The following is a 16,434-nucleotide window of genomic DNA, read 5'->3' on the forward strand; positions in this document are numbered from 1 at the left end:
ACGCATCCGTCCGGATTGGAAGAGGAAACGACGGGGCGTGCGCGGTCCGACGCGCGCGTCGCGCAGGGTTTTCCCGGGTTGGGGCGAGGAGGGAGACGGCTCGACGCGGGTGTCCGTCTCGCCGGAGGGGATGTTCGGCTTGCTCCGCGTGCGAAATCGTTACTCGGTGCGCTTGACGAGCCGGGCCGGGTTTCCCGCCACGACCCAGCCCGGCGGCACGTCCTTCGTGACGACGCTGCCCGCGCCGACCACGACCCTGTCGCCGATGGTCACGCCCGGCAGGACAATGGCGCCGCCGCCGAGCCAGACGTCGTCGCCGATCCGCACGGGCCGCGCGAGCTCGCGCCCCGACGATCGCAGCGCCGCATCGAGCGGGTGCGTCGCGGCATAGATGTGCACGCCCGGCCCGAAAAGGACGCGGTGGCCGATATCGATGCGGTTGCAATCGAGCAGCACGCAGCCGAAGTTCATGTAGAGCCCGTCGCCGGCGTGGATATGCACGCCGTAATCGCAGCGGAAGGGCGGCTCGAGGAACGCGCCGCCGCCGAGCGTGCCGAAGAGCGCCTCCAGGATCTCGCGCCTGCGCGCGGGCTCGTCCTCGGGCACCTCGTCGTAGGCGCGGCAGAGGCGGCGCGCGCGGGTGCGGGCGCTCGTGAGTTCGGGGTCGTCGGGTCGGTAGAGCTCCCCGGCCAGCATTCGGTCGCGCTCGGACATGGGGGGATTCCTTGGCGCCGCGGTCGAAAGCCGTCAAGCGGCGGCGTCGCCACGCGAGGGCAGGGACCTTTCGGCCCGTCCGGCCTCTTTATGGAGGGGGCGCGCGCTCAGCCCGCCGCGGCTTTTTGCAGCGCGGCGATGTCGAGCTTCTTCATGCCGAGCATGGCCATCGTGGCGCGGCGCGCTCGGTTCGGATCGGGATCGGAGAGCAGCTCGACGAGCTGCGTGGGTACCACCTGCCAGGACACGCCGAAGCGGTCCCGAAGCCAGCCGCATTGCTGGGCCTTCGGATCGCCGCCCTCGCCGAGGCCATTCCAGTAGTGGTCCACCTCCGCCTGCGTCTGGCAATGGACGACGAACGAAATCGCCCCGCTGAACGTGAACTGCGGGCCGCCGTTGATGGCGGTGAAATCCTGCCCGTCGAGCTGGAAGGCCATCGTCATGACCGACCCCTCCGCCCGGCCGGAGGCCTGCGCGCTTTCCTTGTTGTAGCGGGTGGTCGTCACGATCCGGGAGTTCGGGAAGATCGAGGTGTAAAACGCGACGGCCTCCTCGGCCTGCGTGTCGAACCAGAGAAACGGCGTGATGCGCTGAAACCTGTTTTGCATGGTCCTTAGACCCGAGGCCGAGCACAAACTCATCGGTCCCTCGCGTCGAAATTGTGCGGCATGAAGCTGTTGCCCAGGGCACGGTCGAGGCTGCCGGAACGGATGGAGATGCAACCATGTTGCATCTGATAAGTTGGTGATGTAGTAAGTCCACCATGCGCGACACGATCAAGCTCGTCTCGTCGGCGGGCACCGGGTATTGCTACTACACGACGAAAAACAAGCGGACGACGACCGAGAAGCTCCAGATCAAGAAGTACGATCCGATCGCCCGCAAGCACGTCGTGTTCGTCGAGGGGAAGATCTCCAAGGGCGGCGCGAAATGAACGACGTGGCCCCGTTGGCATCCGATCGCCGTCTCCCCGTCACGGTGCTCTCCGGCTTCCTCGGCGCCGGAAAAACGACGCTCCTCAATCACGTGCTCGAGAACCGCGAAGGCAAGCGGGTCGCGGTGATCGTGAACGACATGAGCGAGGTCAACATCGACGCCGAGCTCGTGCGGGGCGGCAGCGCCGCGCTCAGCCGCACCGAAGAGCGCCTCGTCGAGATGACAAACGGTTGCATCTGCTGCACGCTGCGCGAGGACCTCCTCCTCGAAGTGCAGAAGCTCGCGCGCGAGGGGCGCTTCGAGTACCTGCTCATCGAGTCGACGGGGATCAGCGAGCCCTTGCCCGTGGCCGAGACGTTCGGCTTCGAGGACGACACCGGCGCGCGCCTCGCGGACGTGGCGCGGCTCGACACGATGGTGACGGTGGTCGACGCCTACAATTTCTCGAAGGATTTCGCCGCAGCCGAGGACCTCGTGGACCGGGGCGTCGCGGCGTCCGCGGAGGACGATCGCAGCGTCGTCGATCTGCTCGTGGATCAGGTGGAGTTCTGCGATGTGATCGTGCTGAACAAGGCGGATCTCGTCGCCGAACCGGAGCTCGGGAAGCTCGAAGCCACGCTGCACCGATTGAACCCGCGGGCGCGAATCGTGCGGGCGAGGTTCGGGGACGTGCCGATCGATACGATCATGGGCACGGGCCTGTTCGACCTCGAAAAGGCGAGGGAGGCCCCGGGCTGGATGGCGGAGCTGCGCGGCGAGCACATCCCGGAGACGGAGGAATATGGGCTCGGCAGCTTCGTGTTTCGCGCGCGGCGCCCCTTGCATCCGGCGCGGTTTTACAAGCTCCTCCACGAGGTGTGGCCGGGCGTGATCCGATCGAAGGGGTTTTTCTGGCTCGCGACGCGGCCCGATTGGGTGGCCGAGTGGTCCCAAGCGGGAGGCGCGTGCCGGTTCGGCGTCGTGGGGAAATGGTGGGCCGCGCAAGCGAAGGAGGAATGGCCGGAGGACGAGGACGCGCGGCAAAGGATCGAGGCGGATTGGGATCCTGCGTTCGGCGATCGCCGGCAGGAGATCGTGATCATCGGGACCGAGGAGCGCGAGGGAATGCGGGCGCGGCTCGAAGCGTGCCTGCTCTCGGACGAGGAAATGGCGCGCGGCCCCGAGGGCGTTTTGCGATGCGAGGACCCGTTCCCGCCCTGGAATCTGGCCGAGGGCGACGAGGACGAGGACACGCCGCCCGGCGATCCGCGCGTCGCGTCGATGTGGACGCGCCATTGACCTAGCGCCCCGTCCTTTGCCCTCACGACGCGGAGACCGAGAACGTCATGCTCGTCTCCTGCGACCGCCCGTCGGGCCCGTGACCGTCCGACCCGCCGCGAGCAGCGCGCCTGGGGGTGAGATGGGCCACGTCTTGGCCCTCCGGAACGGGTGACGGACCGTCAGCGGGATGTGGCAGGTCATGGCCAGCGCGTGCTACGCCTCGGGCGGCACGCAGCCGACCTCGATGGCCCGGCCCTCCCTCACGCGAGCGACCGACGGAACGGAAAGACTTCTCATGACGCCCCCCACGCTGCCGATTTTCGAGTTCATCCTCAAGAACTACAAGAACTTCAATGCGCGCGCGACGCGTGACGCGTTGATCGCCTACATTCGGCACATCGAGAGCGGCGGGAGGATGTTCTGGGCCCTCGCGGGGGCCATGTCGTCGGCGCAGCTCGGCATCACGCTCGCGCCTGCCATCCGCGCGGGGCTCATCCACGGCTTCTCCGTGACGGGGGCGAACCTCGAAGAGTCGCTTTTCCGGCTCGTCGCGCACGCGAGCTACAAGGATTTCCCGGACTACCGCTACTTCACGAAAGAGGACGACACGAAGATCCTCGAGGACCGCATGCGCCGGGTCACCGACACGAGCATCCCCGAGGACGAGGCGTTCCGCGCCGTCGAGAAGTACCTCGTGCCCATGTGGAAACACGCGAGCACGGCCGGCGAGCGGCGTTTCTGGCACGAATACTTCTACGACCTCATCCAGCGCATCGACCCGTCGCTCCACGAAGGCGACCCGGACGCGTGCTGGTTGCTCGCCGCCGCGAAACACAAGCTCCCGATCGTGGTCCCTGGCTACGAGGATTCGACGTTCGGCAACATCTTCGCCTCCCACGTCAAGTTCGGCGAGTGCAACGCGAGCATCGTCAAATCCGGCATCGAGTACATGGCCGCGTTCTACGACCAGTATCGTGAGCTCTCGGCCGGGGCGGGCGTGGGCTTCTTCCAGATCGGCGGCGGCATCGCCGGGGACTTCCCCATCTGCGTCGTGCCGTCGATCAAGTACGACCTCGAAGAGCCCGTGAAGCCCTGGGCGTACTTCTGCCAGATCTCGGATTCGACGACGTCGTACGGCTCGTACTCGGGGGCGACGCCGAACGAGAAGATTACCTGGGACAAGCTCACGAAGGAGACGCCCATGTTCGTGATCGAGTCGGACGCGACGATCGTGGCGCCCCTCCTCCTCAGCGCGCTCCTCGAATACAAGCAGCACCCGGAGGCGGCGATCGCGCTCCTGTCGAAGCTCTCGTAGGAGACAACGCGCCATGTCCGAAGCGACCCTTTCGGCGTGGGGGCGACTTGCCCTGCCGGGCTTCGAGCTCCTCGGGGAAGACCTCGAATCCCTCTCGCGTGGCACCACGCTTTCCAGGGGCATGGGTCGCTCGTACGGCGACTCGTCGCTGCCTGCCCTTGGCACCGACAGGGTCGTGTCCACGCGGCTCGCGAACCGGATCCTCGCCTTCGACGCGCAGACGGGCGTCGTGCGCGCGGAGGCGGGGCTCAGCCTCGTCGAGCTCAATCGATTGTTCATGCCGCGCGGCTTTTTCCCGCCCGTCACGCCGGGCACCAAATTCGTCACGCTCGGCGGGATGGTCGCGAGCGACGTGCACGGCAAGAACCATCATTGCGAAGGCTGCTTCGGCGCGCATGTTCGCTCCTTGCGCATGCGCCTCGCCGACGACAGCATCGTCACGTGCTCGCGCACGGAGCTGCCTGATCTCTTCCACGCGACCGTCGGCGGCATGGGCTTGCTCGGGCATATCCTCGAGGTCGAGTTCACGCTGCACCGCATTGCGAGTCCGTGGATCTTCATGGAAAGCGAGCGCGTGCGCGACATCGACGAGTTCCTCGCCGCCCTCGGCCGCGCCGCGCCCCGGTGGCCCATGACCATGGGCTGGATCGATTGCCTCCAGCGAGGGCGATCGATGGGCCGTGGCATCCTCATGGCCGGCCGCTGGGCCGAGCCGCACGAGGCCCCCAAGGAGCCGCCGCGCGCGGGCCCCGAGCTGACGTTCCCGGTCGAGCTGCCCAACTGGGCGCTCAACCCGACGACGGCGAGCCTCTTCAACATGGCTTATTATTGGCGACACACGCAGCAACGCGTGGAGACGCTCGTCGCGCCGGAGCCGTTTTTCTACCCGCTCGACGCGATCTTGCAATGGAACCGCGCGTATGGCCCGCGGGGGTTTACGCAGTATCAATGCGTCCTGCCGCGCGCGGGCGGGCCGGCGGCCGTGCGTGCGTTCATGGAGCTCTTGACGCGGCTCGGCGGCGCGTCGCCGCTTTGCGTGATCAAGGACTGCGGGCCCGAAGGCGAGGGGCTGCTCTCGTTCCCGCTCGAAGGGACGTCGATCGCCGTGGACATGGCGGTCTCGCCGGACATCCAGCGGATCGTCGATCAACTGAACGAGTTCGTCATCGAGGTGGGCGGGCGGATCTACCTGACGAAGGATCGTTTCACGCGGCCGGAGCATTTTCGCGCGATGGAGCCGCGGCTCGAACGTTTCCTCGCGGCGCGCGAGAAATGGGATCCGCACAGGCGCCTGCGGAGCGCGCAGTCCGTGCGGCTTTTTGGAGATCGGGCATGAAGGCGGTCGTTCTCGGTGGCACGGCAGGCATGGGGCGCGCGGTCGCGCGCAGGCTCGTGGAGCGGGGGGACGAGGTCTTCCTGATGGGGCGCGACGCGGGCGACCTCGCCCGGAGCGCGGCCGATCTCGAAGCGCGGCAATCGAAGAGCGCCCGCGTGGGGTACGCCTTGTGCGACCTGGAAAAACCCGAAGGCTTCGCGGCGGCGCTCGACGAGGCCGACCGGGCGCTCGGCGGGTTCGATACGGTCGTGGTCACGGCGGGCATGTTCGCGACCCAGGATGCGCTGGAGGCGGACGTCGAGCTCACGCGCCGCGTCCTCACGGTCAACTACACGAATACCGTCGTCTTCTGCGAGCACGCGCGCAAACGGCTCCTCGCACGGGGCGGCGGCCAGCTCACCGTGTTCTCGTCCGTGGCGGGGGATCGGGGACGCAAGCCGGTCGCGCTCTACGGATCGAGCAAGGCCGGCCTCTCGCATTACCTCGAATCGCTCGATCACAAGTTTCACGCGAAGGGGCTCTCCGTCCTTTGCGTCAAACCCGGATTCGTCAAGACCGGCATGACGGCGGGGCTCAAGCCGCCGCCGTTCGCCGGGGAGCCGGAGGCGGTCGCGAACCACGTCGTGGGCGCGATGGTCGCGCGCAAGCCGCTCGTGTACGCGCCCTCGATATGGGCGCTCGTGATGCTCGTGATTCGCTTTTTGCCGCGCTTCGTGATGCGCAAGATCGGCTTCTGAGCCGCGTCCTCAGCGCCCGGAGAGGAACGGGAGCTTCTGGAACAGGGCCTCGGGCGTGCGCCGCACGAGGGGCATGATGAGCCCCCAGCGCGCGGGGACGTACGCCTCGGGGGTCCCGTCGTCCATCGCGCGCACGATGTCCTTCGCCACGGCGGCGGGTTTGCTGAAGAGAAGCGTCTTTTCGTGGTCCCGCGTCATCGGCGTGTCGACCGGGCCGAGCTTCAGCGTCGTCACGGTCACGCCGGAAGCATAAAGCCGCGTGCGGAGCCCTTGCAGGTATACGTGGAGCGCTCCTTTGGCCGCGCCATAGGTGTAGTTGCGGGGGCGCCCGCGGTCGCCGGCGACCGAGGTGATGACGCCGATCCGCCCCTTCCGGCCGGCCTCCATGTGATTCGCCAGCGGGATGAGCAGCGAGACGACGCTCGTGAAGTTCGTCCGGAGGATGGACTCTGCTTCGTCGAAGGAGCGCTCGCTGGCGAGCTGATCGCCGAGGTCGCCGTGCGCGATGAGCGCGACATCCACCTGGCCGAGCGTCGCAATCGACTCCGTGAGGACACGCTCGTTCGCGCCGAGCTCCCCGAAATCGGCCGTCGCCGTGGAGACGGTCGCCCCCGCGCATCGCGCCGCCACCGCGGCGAGTTTTTCGGGGTTGCGCCCCACGAGATGAAGACGATCGCCGCGGCTCGCGTGAATCTGCGCGACCTCCGCGGCGACCGCGGACGTGGCACCGAGGATCAAGACACGTGTCATGGGGCTTCTCTCTAGAGCATCCACCGGCTCGATGCTCGGAAGATCGCGCAGCGCGGTTCCCCTCATTCCCCGAAATGCGGGTCTTCCGGATGCGGGTTCGAGAAACGCGCGTCGACGAGAAACGCCTCGTCCGTGAGCGCGCCGAGGAACGCGAGGACATCCTGCCGCTGCTCGGCGCTCAAGGGGGTCCCACTCAACCCCGCTGATTTGTGCGGATTTTTGCGACCATCCCCCGCGTAGGGTCCCGCCTCGATCACGCGCCCTCCCTCCACGTACACGGTGAGCACGTCCTCCAGCGTCGCGACGCTGCCGTCGTGCATGTACGGGCCGGTCACGGCGATGTTGCGCAGCGTGGGCGTGCGGAACTTCCCGCGGTCCGAGAGGTTCTTCGTGTGCTCGTAGAGGCCCTGGTTGCCCTCGGGATACGCGCCCGTGCCCCCCACGTTGTAGAGGCCGATGTTCGCGAACACGACCTCGTCGAAGGGCGCGTCCACGTGCTTCACGGGGCCGGACAGGTTGAATCCATCGTGGCAATGGTGGCAAAGGGCGCCGCCGACGTGATCACGCGTGATGTACATGCCCCGGCGCTCCGCCGGTCCGAGCGCGGCGTCGTCGCCTGCGCGATAGCGGTCCCACGCGGACATACCCGAGACGAGCGTGCGCTCGAAGCTCGCGAGGGCCTTCCCGACATGCACGAACGTGTACGTCGCCGTGTCCGGGAAGGCCCGCGCGAAGGCCTCGCGATACCGCGCGTCCGCGAGCAGCCGCGCGAGGGCCGCCTCGCGGCGTGGCTCGTCCACGAGCCCCATCTCGACGATGGGCGCGCCGTGCCCGAACAGGGGCCCCTCCATCTGTGCCTCCAGCGCCTTCGTCCCCGGATCGGCCCAGTTGAGCCGCGGGGCGTACACGACATTGGCGAGCGTCGGCGCATTCCGCGGATGCGCGTCCCCTTCCAGGCCGACCGGCGTCGTGCGTCCATCGCTGAAGGCCAGCGCTTGCTGGTGGCATGTCGCGCACGAGAGGCTCTCGTCGGCGGAGAGTCGTTTGTCGTAAAACAACATACGACCGAGCGCGACCTTGGCCGCGCTCATCGGGTTGTCCGCGGGCACGAGCGGCGCCGGGAAACCCGGCGGAAGATCCCACACCCAGGGCGCCTCGGCGGGGCGATCGGCGGAGGGCTTGCACCCGAGCGCGCCCGCGCTGAGGAGGAGCGCCATCGACGCGCGCCGCGCCGCGGGCGGGCTCACCTCGCCTTGCTCTTTTCGACGCGGAACACGCCCTGCGTCCCCTGCGGCCTGCCGGTCGTGTAATCGAGGCCGACGTTCGGGTAGAACGTCCCGCAACGCTCGGCGCCGATTTGTGGCCCCAGGTCCCCCGCGTTCAGCGGGCCATAACAGTCGATGCGGCCCCCGTCGCTCAGATCGGCGTGCGCGCCCGGCGTCCCCGGCGTCGTGTAGCCGCGGAACATCGCGTCGACATCCACGACGATCCGATCTTTCGCCGGATCGAACCCTCCCGACTGCGCGAGGCGGATCGTCGGTCGATTGGGTTTGTTGCATGCATCCGCGGACGCGGGGATCTCGCCCCCGTTCGTCACGTTGTTGCAGACGCTCCGGAAGACGAGCAGGTTGTGGTCCTTGTCCCCCGTCGCCCCCGTCGTGTCGGAATAGAAGCTCACGCGCACGAACTGCCGCCCGTCCGCCGCGCCGTGGTCCATGCCCGTCGTGTTCAGCGGGCTCTTCGAATCGGCGGTCTCCAGGTGGTTCAGGGCGACGGGCACGCCGAGCGTGAATTCGACGCCGTCGTACGGGCCCGCCTCGGCCGGCACCCCGCGCAAGACGCGGTTCGTATCGGGGGTCTTGCTCTTGCCAAAGATGACGTACGAGCACGCCGCCGTCGCATCCTCGAAATCGAGCAGCGCGACATTCTGGAATTGCCAGGTTTTGTCCTGATCGAGGGTCACCGGGATCGCCCGGTCGCCCTTCAACAGGCGCACCTCGTGCACATACAAGCGGAGATCCCCGGGGGTGACGTCGGTCAGGCCGGCGACGTGCAAGCCCTTTGCGCCGCAGACGTAGGGCGTCCCTTCGGCGTCGACGGCATCGAACTGGAGCGTCACCGGGCTGGGCCCGGGGGTGCTCGGCGGCGCCGGGTCGGACGAGGAGCAGCCGACGGCGAGGCAAAGAACGACGAGGGGACGGAATGCGAGGGACATCGGCGCGCCTCCTGCCGTGATCATCCTGGAACCCATTGGGGATTGCCGGTGAAGAGACCTTGCACGAAGCCGATCTCGTAGGCGAGCAATGCGCCGAAGGCCAGGCTCGACACGCCCGCGGCGAGCCCGAGGCCGCGGTGGAGCCGCTCGAAGCGCCGCGCCACGTACGCGAACGGGATCGCCAGGGCGGTCGTGATGAGCAACATGCCGGCGATGGTCCCGGCGCCGAAGACGACGAGGTAGACGAGCGCCCACCCCGGATCGTGAATCGTCCCCACCACGAGCAAGGCCACGGCGGCCGAGCCGGCCATTCCATGCACCACGCCCACGACGAGCGGCCGGACGAACCGATAGGCGCCGAAGCGCCCGAGCCGGCGATCGAGGCCGAAGAGCACGGCATGGGCGCGCTCGTGCCCGGAATCCGGGGCGGCGGCGTCGTGGTCGCGCGTCTGCCGCACGATCCGCGCGAGGCTCAGGCCGCCGAGCAACATCAGCATCAGCGCGACGGAGAACTCCATCGTCAGGCCCACGCGCGGCGGGACCACGATGCCGAAGAGGACGATGGCGCCTCCGACGAGGAGGATCGTCAGGGTATGGCCGAGGCCCCAGATCGCGCCGAGCGGGGCGGCGGCGCGCAACGTACGCTCCCGGCTGACGATCGTGGTCACCGCCACGACATGGTCCGGATCGGTTGCGTGCCGCATGCCGAGGAAAAAACCCAGCAAGAGGAGCGAGAGGACGGAGACCACGGACACACCCACAGAGCGACCGGGGAGGGGTTCCCAGCGGTCTCGGGTCGATCGTGGCCGCCGGGGACGCTCTTTCGAACCGGCGAGCGCCGGACCGCCATCGAGGCGTCAGAGCGGCTTGCCAAACGGGTGTAGCACGAAGAACCGCGTTCGTGTCAAGGAGCGTTGGGTTTGCGATGCTCCGCGGGGGTCGCCACGCGTCGACCCCCTCGGTACACGAGGACGTGCGAGGGTCGCCACGCGTCGACCCCTTCGGTACACGAGGACGTGCGGGGGTCGCCACGCGTCGACCCCCTCGGAGCACGAGGACGTGGGGGTGTCGCCACGCGTCGACTCCCTCGGTACACGAGGACGTGTGTAGGGGTCACCACGCGTCGACCCCCTCGGTACACGAGGACGTGCGGGGGTCGCCACGCGTCGACCCCCTCGGTACACGAGGACGTGCGGGGGTCGCCACGCGTCGACCCCCTCGGTACACGAGGACGTGTGTAGGGGGTGCCACGCGTCGACCCCCTCGGTACACGTGGATCGGGTGACCCTGGACGCCCCCGACCCGTTCCGGCTAGGCTCACGCCCCGTGACGGCACGCCGCGCACCCGCGAACTCCATGCAGGCCCTCGGGCCTCGCCGTGTGTTCGTGTTGCTCCTCGTCGCCGTCGTCGCGCTCGCCGTGTTCTTCTCGGGCCGGAGCTACTACTTCTGTGTCGCGGTCCAGGAGGTCGTCGAGCACGCCTGTGCGTCCGACGACTGCGACGCCGCCGGGCACGGCGAGGACACGCAGGGGCCGAGCTTCGGCGAAGGGTGCTGCGAGGAACATCAGGTCGGCGAGCTTCCGCGCGCGGACACGCGCCTCGAGCTCCCGCATGTCCCTCCGGCGCCGTTCACGACCCTCCCGGACGAGGTAGCGCCGGTTGGGTCCGTCGCCCGGCGCGCCCCCCCGTTCCTTGTGTCAGCGCCGCGGATCGTCGCGCATCCCGTGCTCCCTCGCGCGGGGCCATGCTCCTCGGCGGAGCGCTGCATCGCCCTTCAAGTCTTCCGCTGCTGATCGGAGCCCCGGCCCCGCCGGAGATGGCTCCATCGATCGATCGCCTCCGCGCGTGAACCGCGTTCTCGCGGCGCGTGGCGACGTGTCCGCAGTTGGCAAAGACGACCCTGAAGAGGCTCCTCGATGATGCATCGTTCCCTGATCGTTTCGCTCCTCGCCGTCCTCTCCCTCGCCGCCCCCGCGTGCTCCAAGGACGCCGGTTCAACTACCAAGCCCGAGCCGGCCGCGGCGCAATCTGCAAAACAAGATGGCGCCCACGCGCCGAGCACCGTGAAGCCCGGCTCGCACGAGGACTGGTGCGGGGAGCACGCGGTCCCCGAATCGCAGTGCACCCGGTGCAACCCCGACCTCATCCCCGCCTTCAAGGCCACGGGCGATTGGTGCGCCGAGCACAGCCTCCCGGAGTCGCAGTGCTTGAAGTGCAACCCGGGCCTGAAGATCGTTCGACCGCCCAAGGGGAGCTGAAATGCGTCCCCTCCTGTTCGCCGCCCTGGCGCTCCTTCTGGGGCTCGCCGGGTGCGGTCGAGATCCGAAGGCGAAGGAGTCGCCCGCGGCCCCTGCGAGCCCCACGCAGAAGGCCGCGGCGGCGCCGGACGGCGAAGGGAAGCTCTGCGAGCACGGCGTGCTCGACGTGGTTTGCCCCAAATGCCACCCGAAGCTCGCGGCCGTGTTCCAGGCGAAGGGCGATTGGTGCGCCGAGCACGGCTTTCCAGCGTCCTTTTGCCCCACCTGCCACCCAGAGCGCGGCGGGCGCCCCGGCGTCGACGTGAGCGGCAAGGGCGGCGGGAACAACGCCCCCGAGAAGGACGCGCCGGCCGACGGGACCCGGGTGCGGTTCAAGACGAAGGAGACGGCGCGGCTCGCCGGGATCCAGACGGTGAAGGCCGAAGAACGGAAGAACGCGGGGGGCCTCGTCGTCACGGCGCGGCTCGCGTACGACGCCACGCGGCTCGCGCACATCAATGCGCGGGCGGCCGGCGTCGTGCGGGCGATGAAGGTCGACATCGGCGCGCAGGTCAAAACGAAGGACCCGCTCGCCGTTATCGAGAGCGCGGAGGTCGGGGCGGATCGGTCGAAGCTCCAGGCCGCGCGGGCGCGCGTCTCCATCGCGCAGAAGAACCACGAGCGGGTCGCGGCGCTCCGGACGTCGGGCTTCAGCGCCGACAAGGACGTGCTCGCAGCGGAGCAGGAGCTCGAAGCCGCCAAGGCCGAGCAGGCGGGGCTCGCCACGGCGCTCTCCATCCTCGGAGCCGGCGGTGGTTCGGGCGGTTCGTACACGCTCACCTCGCCGATCGACGGCGTCGTGACCCAGCGGAGCGCCACCGTGGGCAAGCATGTCGGGCTCGAAGAGATGCTCTTCGAGGTCGTCGACACGTCCGCGATGTGGGCGGAGCTCGACGTCCCCGAGGCCGAACTCTCGGCGGTCGCCGTCGGGCAATCCGTGACGCTCGACGTCGACGGGCTCGCGGGGCGCATGTTCCGCGGAAAGATCACATATCTGAGCCCGCAGATCGATCTCGCGACGCGCACCGTGCGGGCGCGTGTTCCGCTGGAGAATGCCGACGGCGCCCTGCGGGCCAACATGTTCGGGCGGGCTCGGATCGAGCTCGGCGCGGCGCGCGCGAGCGTCACCGTCCCTGACGCGGCCGTGCAGCGCGCGAAGGACGTGCACCTCGTCTTCGTGAGGCTCGCGGAGGACGAATACGAGGCGCGGCGCGTCGAGCTGGGGGTTCGTGAGGGCAACCTCGTCGAGATCCGCAAAGGCGCGCGTCCCGGCGAGGACGTCGTCACGACGGGCAGCTTCCTGCTCAAGACCGAGACGTTGAAGGAGAGCATCGGCGCTGGCTGCTGCGCCGCCGATTGAGCGCGATGCTGAGCCGCATCATCACGTGGTCGCTCGGCCACCGCCTCATCGTCATCCTTGCGACGGTCGCCGTCGCGGTCCTGGGGGCGATCTCCTTCCGCCGCCTGCCGCTCGACGCGTTCCCCGACACGACGCCGGTGCAGGTGCAGATCAATTCTGTGGCGCCCGCGCTCGCGCCGCTCGAAATCGAGCGGCAGATCACGGCGCCGATCGAGCAGGCCCTCGCGGGGCTCCCCGGGCTCGACGAGGTGCGCTCGATCTCGCGGTTCGGTCTGTCGCAGGTGACCGTCGTCTTCGAGGACGGGACGGACATTTATCTCGCGCGGCAGGTCGCCATGGAGCGGCTGCAAAGCGTCTCGCTGCCGCCGCAGATCGAGCGGCCGACCCTCGGGCCTGTCGCGACGGGCCTCGGCGAGGTCTTCCATTACATCGTATCGGGCGAGGGCAAGAGCCTGAGCGAGCTGCGCACCGCACACGACTGGATCGTCAAGCCGCAGCTCCGCTCGGTCCGTGGCGTCGCCGAGGTGAATGCCTGGGGCGGCGACGAGCGGCAGATCCACGTGGTCGTGGATCCGAAGGACCTCCAGCGGCGGGGTCTCACGCTCCTCGATCTCGCCGAGGCCATCGAGCACAACAACACGAATGTCGGCGGCGGCAGCCTCGATCGCGCCGGCGAAGCGACGCTCGTCCAGGGGATCGCGATTGCGACGCGCCCGAGCGACATCGAGGACATGGTGATCACGGCGCACGAAGGCGTGCCCGTGCGCGTCCGCGACGTGGCGAAGGTCGTCGAAGGGCGCGAGATCCGGCGCGGCGCGGTGACGGCGGACGGCGAAGGCGAGGTCGTCCTCGGCCTCGGCTTCATGCGCATGGGCGAGAACAGCCATGACGTGACGAGCCGGCTGAAGGTGCGGCTCGACGAGATCAAAAAGAGCCTGCCGCCGGGGATCGAGGTCGAGACCGTCTACGACCGCACGGATCTCGTTGATCACGTGCTGCGCACGGTCCGGACGAACCTGCTCGAAGGCGCGCTCCTCGTCCTCGCGGTCCTCTTCGTGTTTCTGGGCAACCTGCGCGCGGGGCTCGTCGTCGCGTCGGCGATCCCGCTCTCGATGCTCTTTGCGTCGAGCCTGATGCTTCGTTTTGGCATCGCGGGCAGCCTGATGAGCCTCGGCGCGATCGACTTCGGCCTCGTCGTCGACAGCTCCGTGATCATGGTGGAGAACGCGACGCAGCGGCTCGCGGAGGACAAGGGCGCGCGAACGACGATCGAGGTCGTGCGCGACGCGGCGCTCGAGGTGCGCAAACCGACGATGTTCGGCGAGCTCATCCTCATGATTGTCTATCTGCCGATCCTTTTCCTCGAAGGCGTCGAGGGAAAGCTCTTCCGGCCGATGGCGCTGACCGTGATCTTCGCGCTCGCGGGCTCGATGTTGCTCTCGCTCACGCTGATGCCGGTGCTGGCGAGCTTGCTCCTGCCGCGCCGAATGGAAGCGCGGGAGGGCCTCGTGGTGCGAGCGCTCGCGCGTGTCTATCGCCCCGCGCTGCATTTTGCGCTGCGCCGTCGCAGGCTCGTCGTGGCCATCGCCGTGGCGATGCTGGGCGGGGCCGTCGGGGTCGCCACGCAGCTCGGCTCGGCGTTCGTCCCGCGCTTGAACGAAGGCGCCATCGTGATCAACACGATCCGGCTCGCGGGCGTCTCCGTGGAGGAATCGACGCGTTACGGCCTCCAGATCGAGAAGACGTTGCGCGAAAAATTCCCCGACGAGATCACGCGCGTCTGGACACGCACGGGCACGGCGGAGGTGGCCACGGATCCGATGGGGATCGAGCTCTCGGACGTGTTCGTCACGCTCACGCCGCGGGAGCAATGGAAGCGCGGCGCGACGCAGGACGAGCTCGTGCGCGCCATGCAAGGCGAACTCGAACATCTGCCCGGCATGCGCATGGTGTTCACGCAGCCCATCGAAATGCGGGTGAACGAGATGGTCGCCGGGGTTCGATCGGACGTCGGGGTCAAGCTCTTCGGGGAAGACTTCGAGCTCCTGAAGGAGAAGGCGCGCGAGATCGAGGCGATCCTGAAGGCCATTCCGGGCGCCGCCGACGTCGTGACGGAGCAGGTCACGGGGCAACCGCTGCTCCAGATCGAGGTGGATCGCGCGGCCATTGCGCGCCACGGGATCCCGGCGCACGAGGTGCTCGACGTCGTCGCGTCGCTCGGGACGCGTGAGGTCGGAGCGATGCAGGAGGGCGAGAAGCGGTTTCCGATCACGCTGCGGCTCGACGATCGTTATCGGACCGACGTCGAAGCCGTCGGACGTATCCTGATCACGGCTGCCCATGGCACGCAGCTCCCTCTTTCGAGCGTGGCGCACCTGCGCCTCGTCGAGGGGCCTTCCACGATCCACAGGGAATGGGCCAAGCGGCGGATCGTCGTGCAGGCGAACGTGCGAGGCCGGGACGTCGGCTCGTTCGTCGCGGAGGCGAGCGCGCGCATCGACGAGAAGGTCGTCCTGCCCTCCGGTTCTTACGTGCGGTATGGAGGCCAGTTCGAGCACCTCGAACGGGCGCAGGAGCGGCTGCTCATCGTCGTACCGGTCGCGCTCGTGCTGATCTTCGCGTTGCTCTATTTCACCTATGGGCGTGTCCTCGACGCGGCGCGGGTCTTCACGGGGGTTCCGTTCGCGGCCATCGGCGGGATCGTCGCGTTGTGGTTGCGCGGGCTTCCGTTCAGCATCTCGGCCGGCGTGGGATTCGTGGCCCTGTCCGGGGTCTCGGTCCTCGCGGACATGGTGCTCGTCTCGACCGTGCGGCAGCTCCTCGGCACCGGAATGCCAATACGCGACGCGGTCGAGCAGGCCGCAGAGCGCAGGCTTCGTCCGGTCCTCATGACCGCCCTCGTCGCGAGCCTCGGCTTTTTGCCGATGGCCATCAACACCGGGATCGGCGCCGAGGTGCAGCGCCCACTCGCGACGGTCGTCATCGGCGGGGTCCTCTCCTCGACGCTCCTCACGCTCCTCGTCCTGCCGGCGCTCTACGTCATGTTCGGCGCGGGCAAACCCCTGGCTGCCGAGGCGTCCGCGTCGACATGAGCCCCGCCGCTCGGAGCCTTCGCCGGAGCCCTTGCGTGGCTACTTCGAGGATGTTAGAAGTAGCCGCGTGACCTCGAAGCTCGAACGTCACGCGCAGCAGCTCAGCGCGCTTGGTCACCCCGTTCGCCTCCAGATCCTGCGCTTTGTGGTGCAGGGGGGCGACGGGGGCACGGCGGCGGGGGAGATCCAGGCGCATGTCGATGTGCCTGCATCGACGCTGAGCCATCACCTGAAGCGGCTCGTGGAGGCGGGCCTCCTGACGACCCGCCTCGAGAGCACGTTCCACTATTACGCTGCCGACTATGCCGCGCTCCGCGACCTCACGGACTACGTATGGGAGGATTGCTGCAAGCGCGGGAGTGGCGCGAAGGGCTGCTGCTGAGCGGCCCCTTTTTTGCGCCCTTGTTCGACTTTTTTGGAA

General features: G+C 68.4%; 16 protein-coding genes. 10 read left to right on the plus strand and 6 right to left on the minus strand.

Features of this window, described 5'->3' with window-relative positions; genetic code table 11:
* Nucleotides 1-159 precede the first annotated feature (159 nt).
* Nucleotides 160-714, minus strand: a complete 555-nt coding sequence (locus QHF89_RS08310) for a sugar O-acetyltransferase (RefSeq protein ID WP_136967577.1) — start codon at nt 712-714, stop codon at nt 160-162.
* 107 nt (nt 715-821) lie between these two features.
* The gene (locus tag QHF89_RS08315; RefSeq protein ID WP_136967578.1) at nt 822-1,322 is read right to left on the minus strand and encodes a VOC family protein; all 501 of its coding nucleotides are present in this window, start codon (nt 1,320-1,322) and stop codon (nt 822-824) included.
* Nucleotides 1,323-1,477: 155 nt separating this feature from the next.
* On the opposite strand from QHF89_RS08315, the gene rpmG reads away from it, so the two are divergent.
* From rpmG to QHF89_RS08340, 5 genes are all read left to right on the plus strand, one after another.
* A complete protein-coding gene (rpmG, locus tag QHF89_RS08320) occupies nt 1,478-1,648 on the plus strand; it encodes a 50S ribosomal protein L33 (protein ID WP_136928309.1) in 171 nt (56 codons plus the stop codon).
* Nucleotides 1,645-2,928: a zinc metallochaperone GTPase ZigA gene (gene zigA / locus QHF89_RS08325; RefSeq protein ID WP_136967579.1), complete on the plus strand. Its 1,284-nt coding sequence runs from the start codon at nt 1,645-1,647 to the stop codon at nt 2,926-2,928. Before rpmG ends, zigA begins: the two co-directional genes overlap by 4 nt.
* Nucleotides 2,929-3,205: 277 nt before the next feature.
* Nucleotides 3,206-4,225, plus strand: a complete 1,020-nt coding sequence (locus QHF89_RS08330; protein ID WP_136967580.1) for a deoxyhypusine synthase family protein — start codon at nt 3,206-3,208, stop codon at nt 4,223-4,225.
* 13 nt (nt 4,226-4,238) lie between these two features.
* Nucleotides 4,239-5,561 carry an FAD-binding oxidoreductase gene (locus QHF89_RS08335; protein ID WP_136967581.1) on the plus strand — a complete coding sequence of 441 codons (1,323 nt, stop codon included), beginning with the start codon at nt 4,239-4,241 and terminating at the stop codon, nt 5,559-5,561.
* Nucleotides 5,558-6,298 (plus strand): SDR family NAD(P)-dependent oxidoreductase, encoded by a 741-nt coding sequence (locus QHF89_RS08340; RefSeq protein WP_284720231.1) that lies wholly within the window; start codon nt 5,558-5,560, stop codon nt 6,296-6,298. Before QHF89_RS08335 ends, QHF89_RS08340 begins: the two co-directional genes overlap by 4 nt.
* A 9-nt stretch (nt 6,299-6,307) precedes the next feature.
* Here QHF89_RS08340 and QHF89_RS08345 read toward each other — a convergent pair whose 3' ends face one another.
* The 4 genes from QHF89_RS08345 to QHF89_RS08360 all read right to left on the minus strand — a co-directional run bounded on the left by QHF89_RS08345 (nt 6,308) and on the right by QHF89_RS08360 (nt 10,012).
* Nucleotides 6,308-7,048: an SDR family NAD(P)-dependent oxidoreductase gene (locus QHF89_RS08345; RefSeq protein ID WP_136967583.1), complete on the minus strand. Its 741-nt coding sequence runs from the start codon at nt 7,046-7,048 to the stop codon at nt 6,308-6,310.
* A gap of 62 nt (nt 7,049-7,110) precedes the next feature.
* Complete coding sequence (locus QHF89_RS08350) at nt 7,111-8,295, minus strand: methanobactin export MATE transporter MbnM (protein WP_284720232.1); 1,185 nt, start codon at nt 8,293-8,295, stop codon at nt 7,111-7,113.
* Nucleotides 8,292-9,263, minus strand: coding sequence for an MbnP family protein (locus tag QHF89_RS08355; protein ID WP_284720233.1), 972 nt, complete (start codon nt 9,261-9,263; stop codon nt 8,292-8,294). Before QHF89_RS08355 ends, QHF89_RS08350 begins: the two co-directional genes overlap by 4 nt.
* Nucleotides 9,264-9,283: 20 nt before the next feature.
* The gene (locus QHF89_RS08360; protein ID WP_284720234.1) at nt 9,284-10,012 is read right to left on the minus strand and encodes a HoxN/HupN/NixA family nickel/cobalt transporter; all 729 of its coding nucleotides are present in this window, start codon (nt 10,010-10,012) and stop codon (nt 9,284-9,286) included.
* Between the two features lie 577 nt (nt 10,013-10,589).
* On the opposite strand from QHF89_RS08360, the gene QHF89_RS08365 reads away from it, so the two are divergent.
* The 5 genes from QHF89_RS08365 to QHF89_RS08385 all read left to right on the plus strand — a co-directional run bounded on the left by QHF89_RS08365 (nt 10,590) and on the right by QHF89_RS08385 (nt 16,395).
* Nucleotides 10,590-11,057 carry a hypothetical protein gene (locus tag QHF89_RS08365; RefSeq protein WP_136967585.1) on the plus strand — a complete coding sequence of 156 codons (468 nt, stop codon included), beginning with the start codon at nt 10,590-10,592 and terminating at the stop codon, nt 11,055-11,057.
* Between the two features lie 123 nt (nt 11,058-11,180).
* The gene (locus QHF89_RS08370; protein ID WP_284720235.1) at nt 11,181-11,522 is read left to right on the plus strand and encodes a hypothetical protein; all 342 of its coding nucleotides are present in this window, start codon (nt 11,181-11,183) and stop codon (nt 11,520-11,522) included.
* Between the two features lies 1 nt (nt 11,523).
* The gene (locus tag QHF89_RS08375; protein ID WP_136967586.1) at nt 11,524-12,921 is read left to right on the plus strand and encodes an efflux RND transporter periplasmic adaptor subunit; all 1,398 of its coding nucleotides are present in this window, start codon (nt 11,524-11,526) and stop codon (nt 12,919-12,921) included.
* Between the two features lie 5 nt (nt 12,922-12,926).
* The gene (locus QHF89_RS08380) at nt 12,927-16,013 is read left to right on the plus strand and encodes a CusA/CzcA family heavy metal efflux RND transporter (RefSeq protein ID WP_136967587.1); all 3,087 of its coding nucleotides are present in this window, start codon (nt 12,927-12,929) and stop codon (nt 16,011-16,013) included.
* 67 nt (nt 16,014-16,080) lie between these two features.
* Nucleotides 16,081-16,395 carry an ArsR/SmtB family transcription factor gene (locus QHF89_RS08385; protein WP_136967588.1) on the plus strand — a complete coding sequence of 105 codons (315 nt, stop codon included), beginning with the start codon at nt 16,081-16,083 and terminating at the stop codon, nt 16,393-16,395.
* Nucleotides 16,396-16,434 lie beyond the last annotated feature (39 nt).

The sequence above is a fragment of the Polyangium sorediatum genome (assembly GCF_029946465.1).
Taxonomy (GTDB): domain Bacteria; phylum Myxococcota_A; class Polyangia; order Polyangiales; family Polyangiaceae; genus Polyangium; species Polyangium fumosum.

Excerpts from the sequence above, each read along its gene's own strand:
- QHF89_RS08310 (WP_136967577.1), bottom strand. The coding sequence starts at position 714 with ATGTCCGAGCGCGACCGAATGCTGGCCGGGGAGCTCTACCGACCCGAC.
- QHF89_RS08315 (WP_136967578.1), bottom strand. The coding sequence starts at position 1,322 with ATGCAAAACAGGTTTCAGCGCATCACGCCGTTTCTCTGGTTCGACACG.
- rpmG (WP_136928309.1), top strand. The coding sequence starts at position 1,478 with ATGCGCGACACGATCAAGCTCGTCTCGTCGGCGGGCACCGGGTATTGC.
- zigA (WP_136967579.1), top strand. The coding sequence starts at position 1,645 with ATGAACGACGTGGCCCCGTTGGCATCCGATCGCCGTCTCCCCGTCACG.
- QHF89_RS08330 (WP_136967580.1), top strand. The coding sequence starts at position 3,206 with ATGACGCCCCCCACGCTGCCGATTTTCGAGTTCATCCTCAAGAACTAC.
- QHF89_RS08335 (WP_136967581.1), top strand. The coding sequence starts at position 4,239 with ATGTCCGAAGCGACCCTTTCGGCGTGGGGGCGACTTGCCCTGCCGGGC.
- QHF89_RS08340 (WP_284720231.1), top strand. The coding sequence starts at position 5,558 with ATGAAGGCGGTCGTTCTCGGTGGCACGGCAGGCATGGGGCGCGCGGTC.
- QHF89_RS08345 (WP_136967583.1), bottom strand. The coding sequence starts at position 7,048 with ATGACACGTGTCTTGATCCTCGGTGCCACGTCCGCGGTCGCCGCGGAG.
- QHF89_RS08355 (WP_284720233.1), bottom strand. The coding sequence starts at position 9,263 with ATGTCCCTCGCATTCCGTCCCCTCGTCGTTCTTTGCCTCGCCGTCGGC.
- QHF89_RS08370 (WP_284720235.1), top strand. The coding sequence starts at position 11,181 with ATGATGCATCGTTCCCTGATCGTTTCGCTCCTCGCCGTCCTCTCCCTC.
- QHF89_RS08375 (WP_136967586.1), top strand. The coding sequence starts at position 11,524 with ATGCGTCCCCTCCTGTTCGCCGCCCTGGCGCTCCTTCTGGGGCTCGCC.
- QHF89_RS08380 (WP_136967587.1), top strand. The coding sequence starts at position 12,927 with ATGCTGAGCCGCATCATCACGTGGTCGCTCGGCCACCGCCTCATCGTC.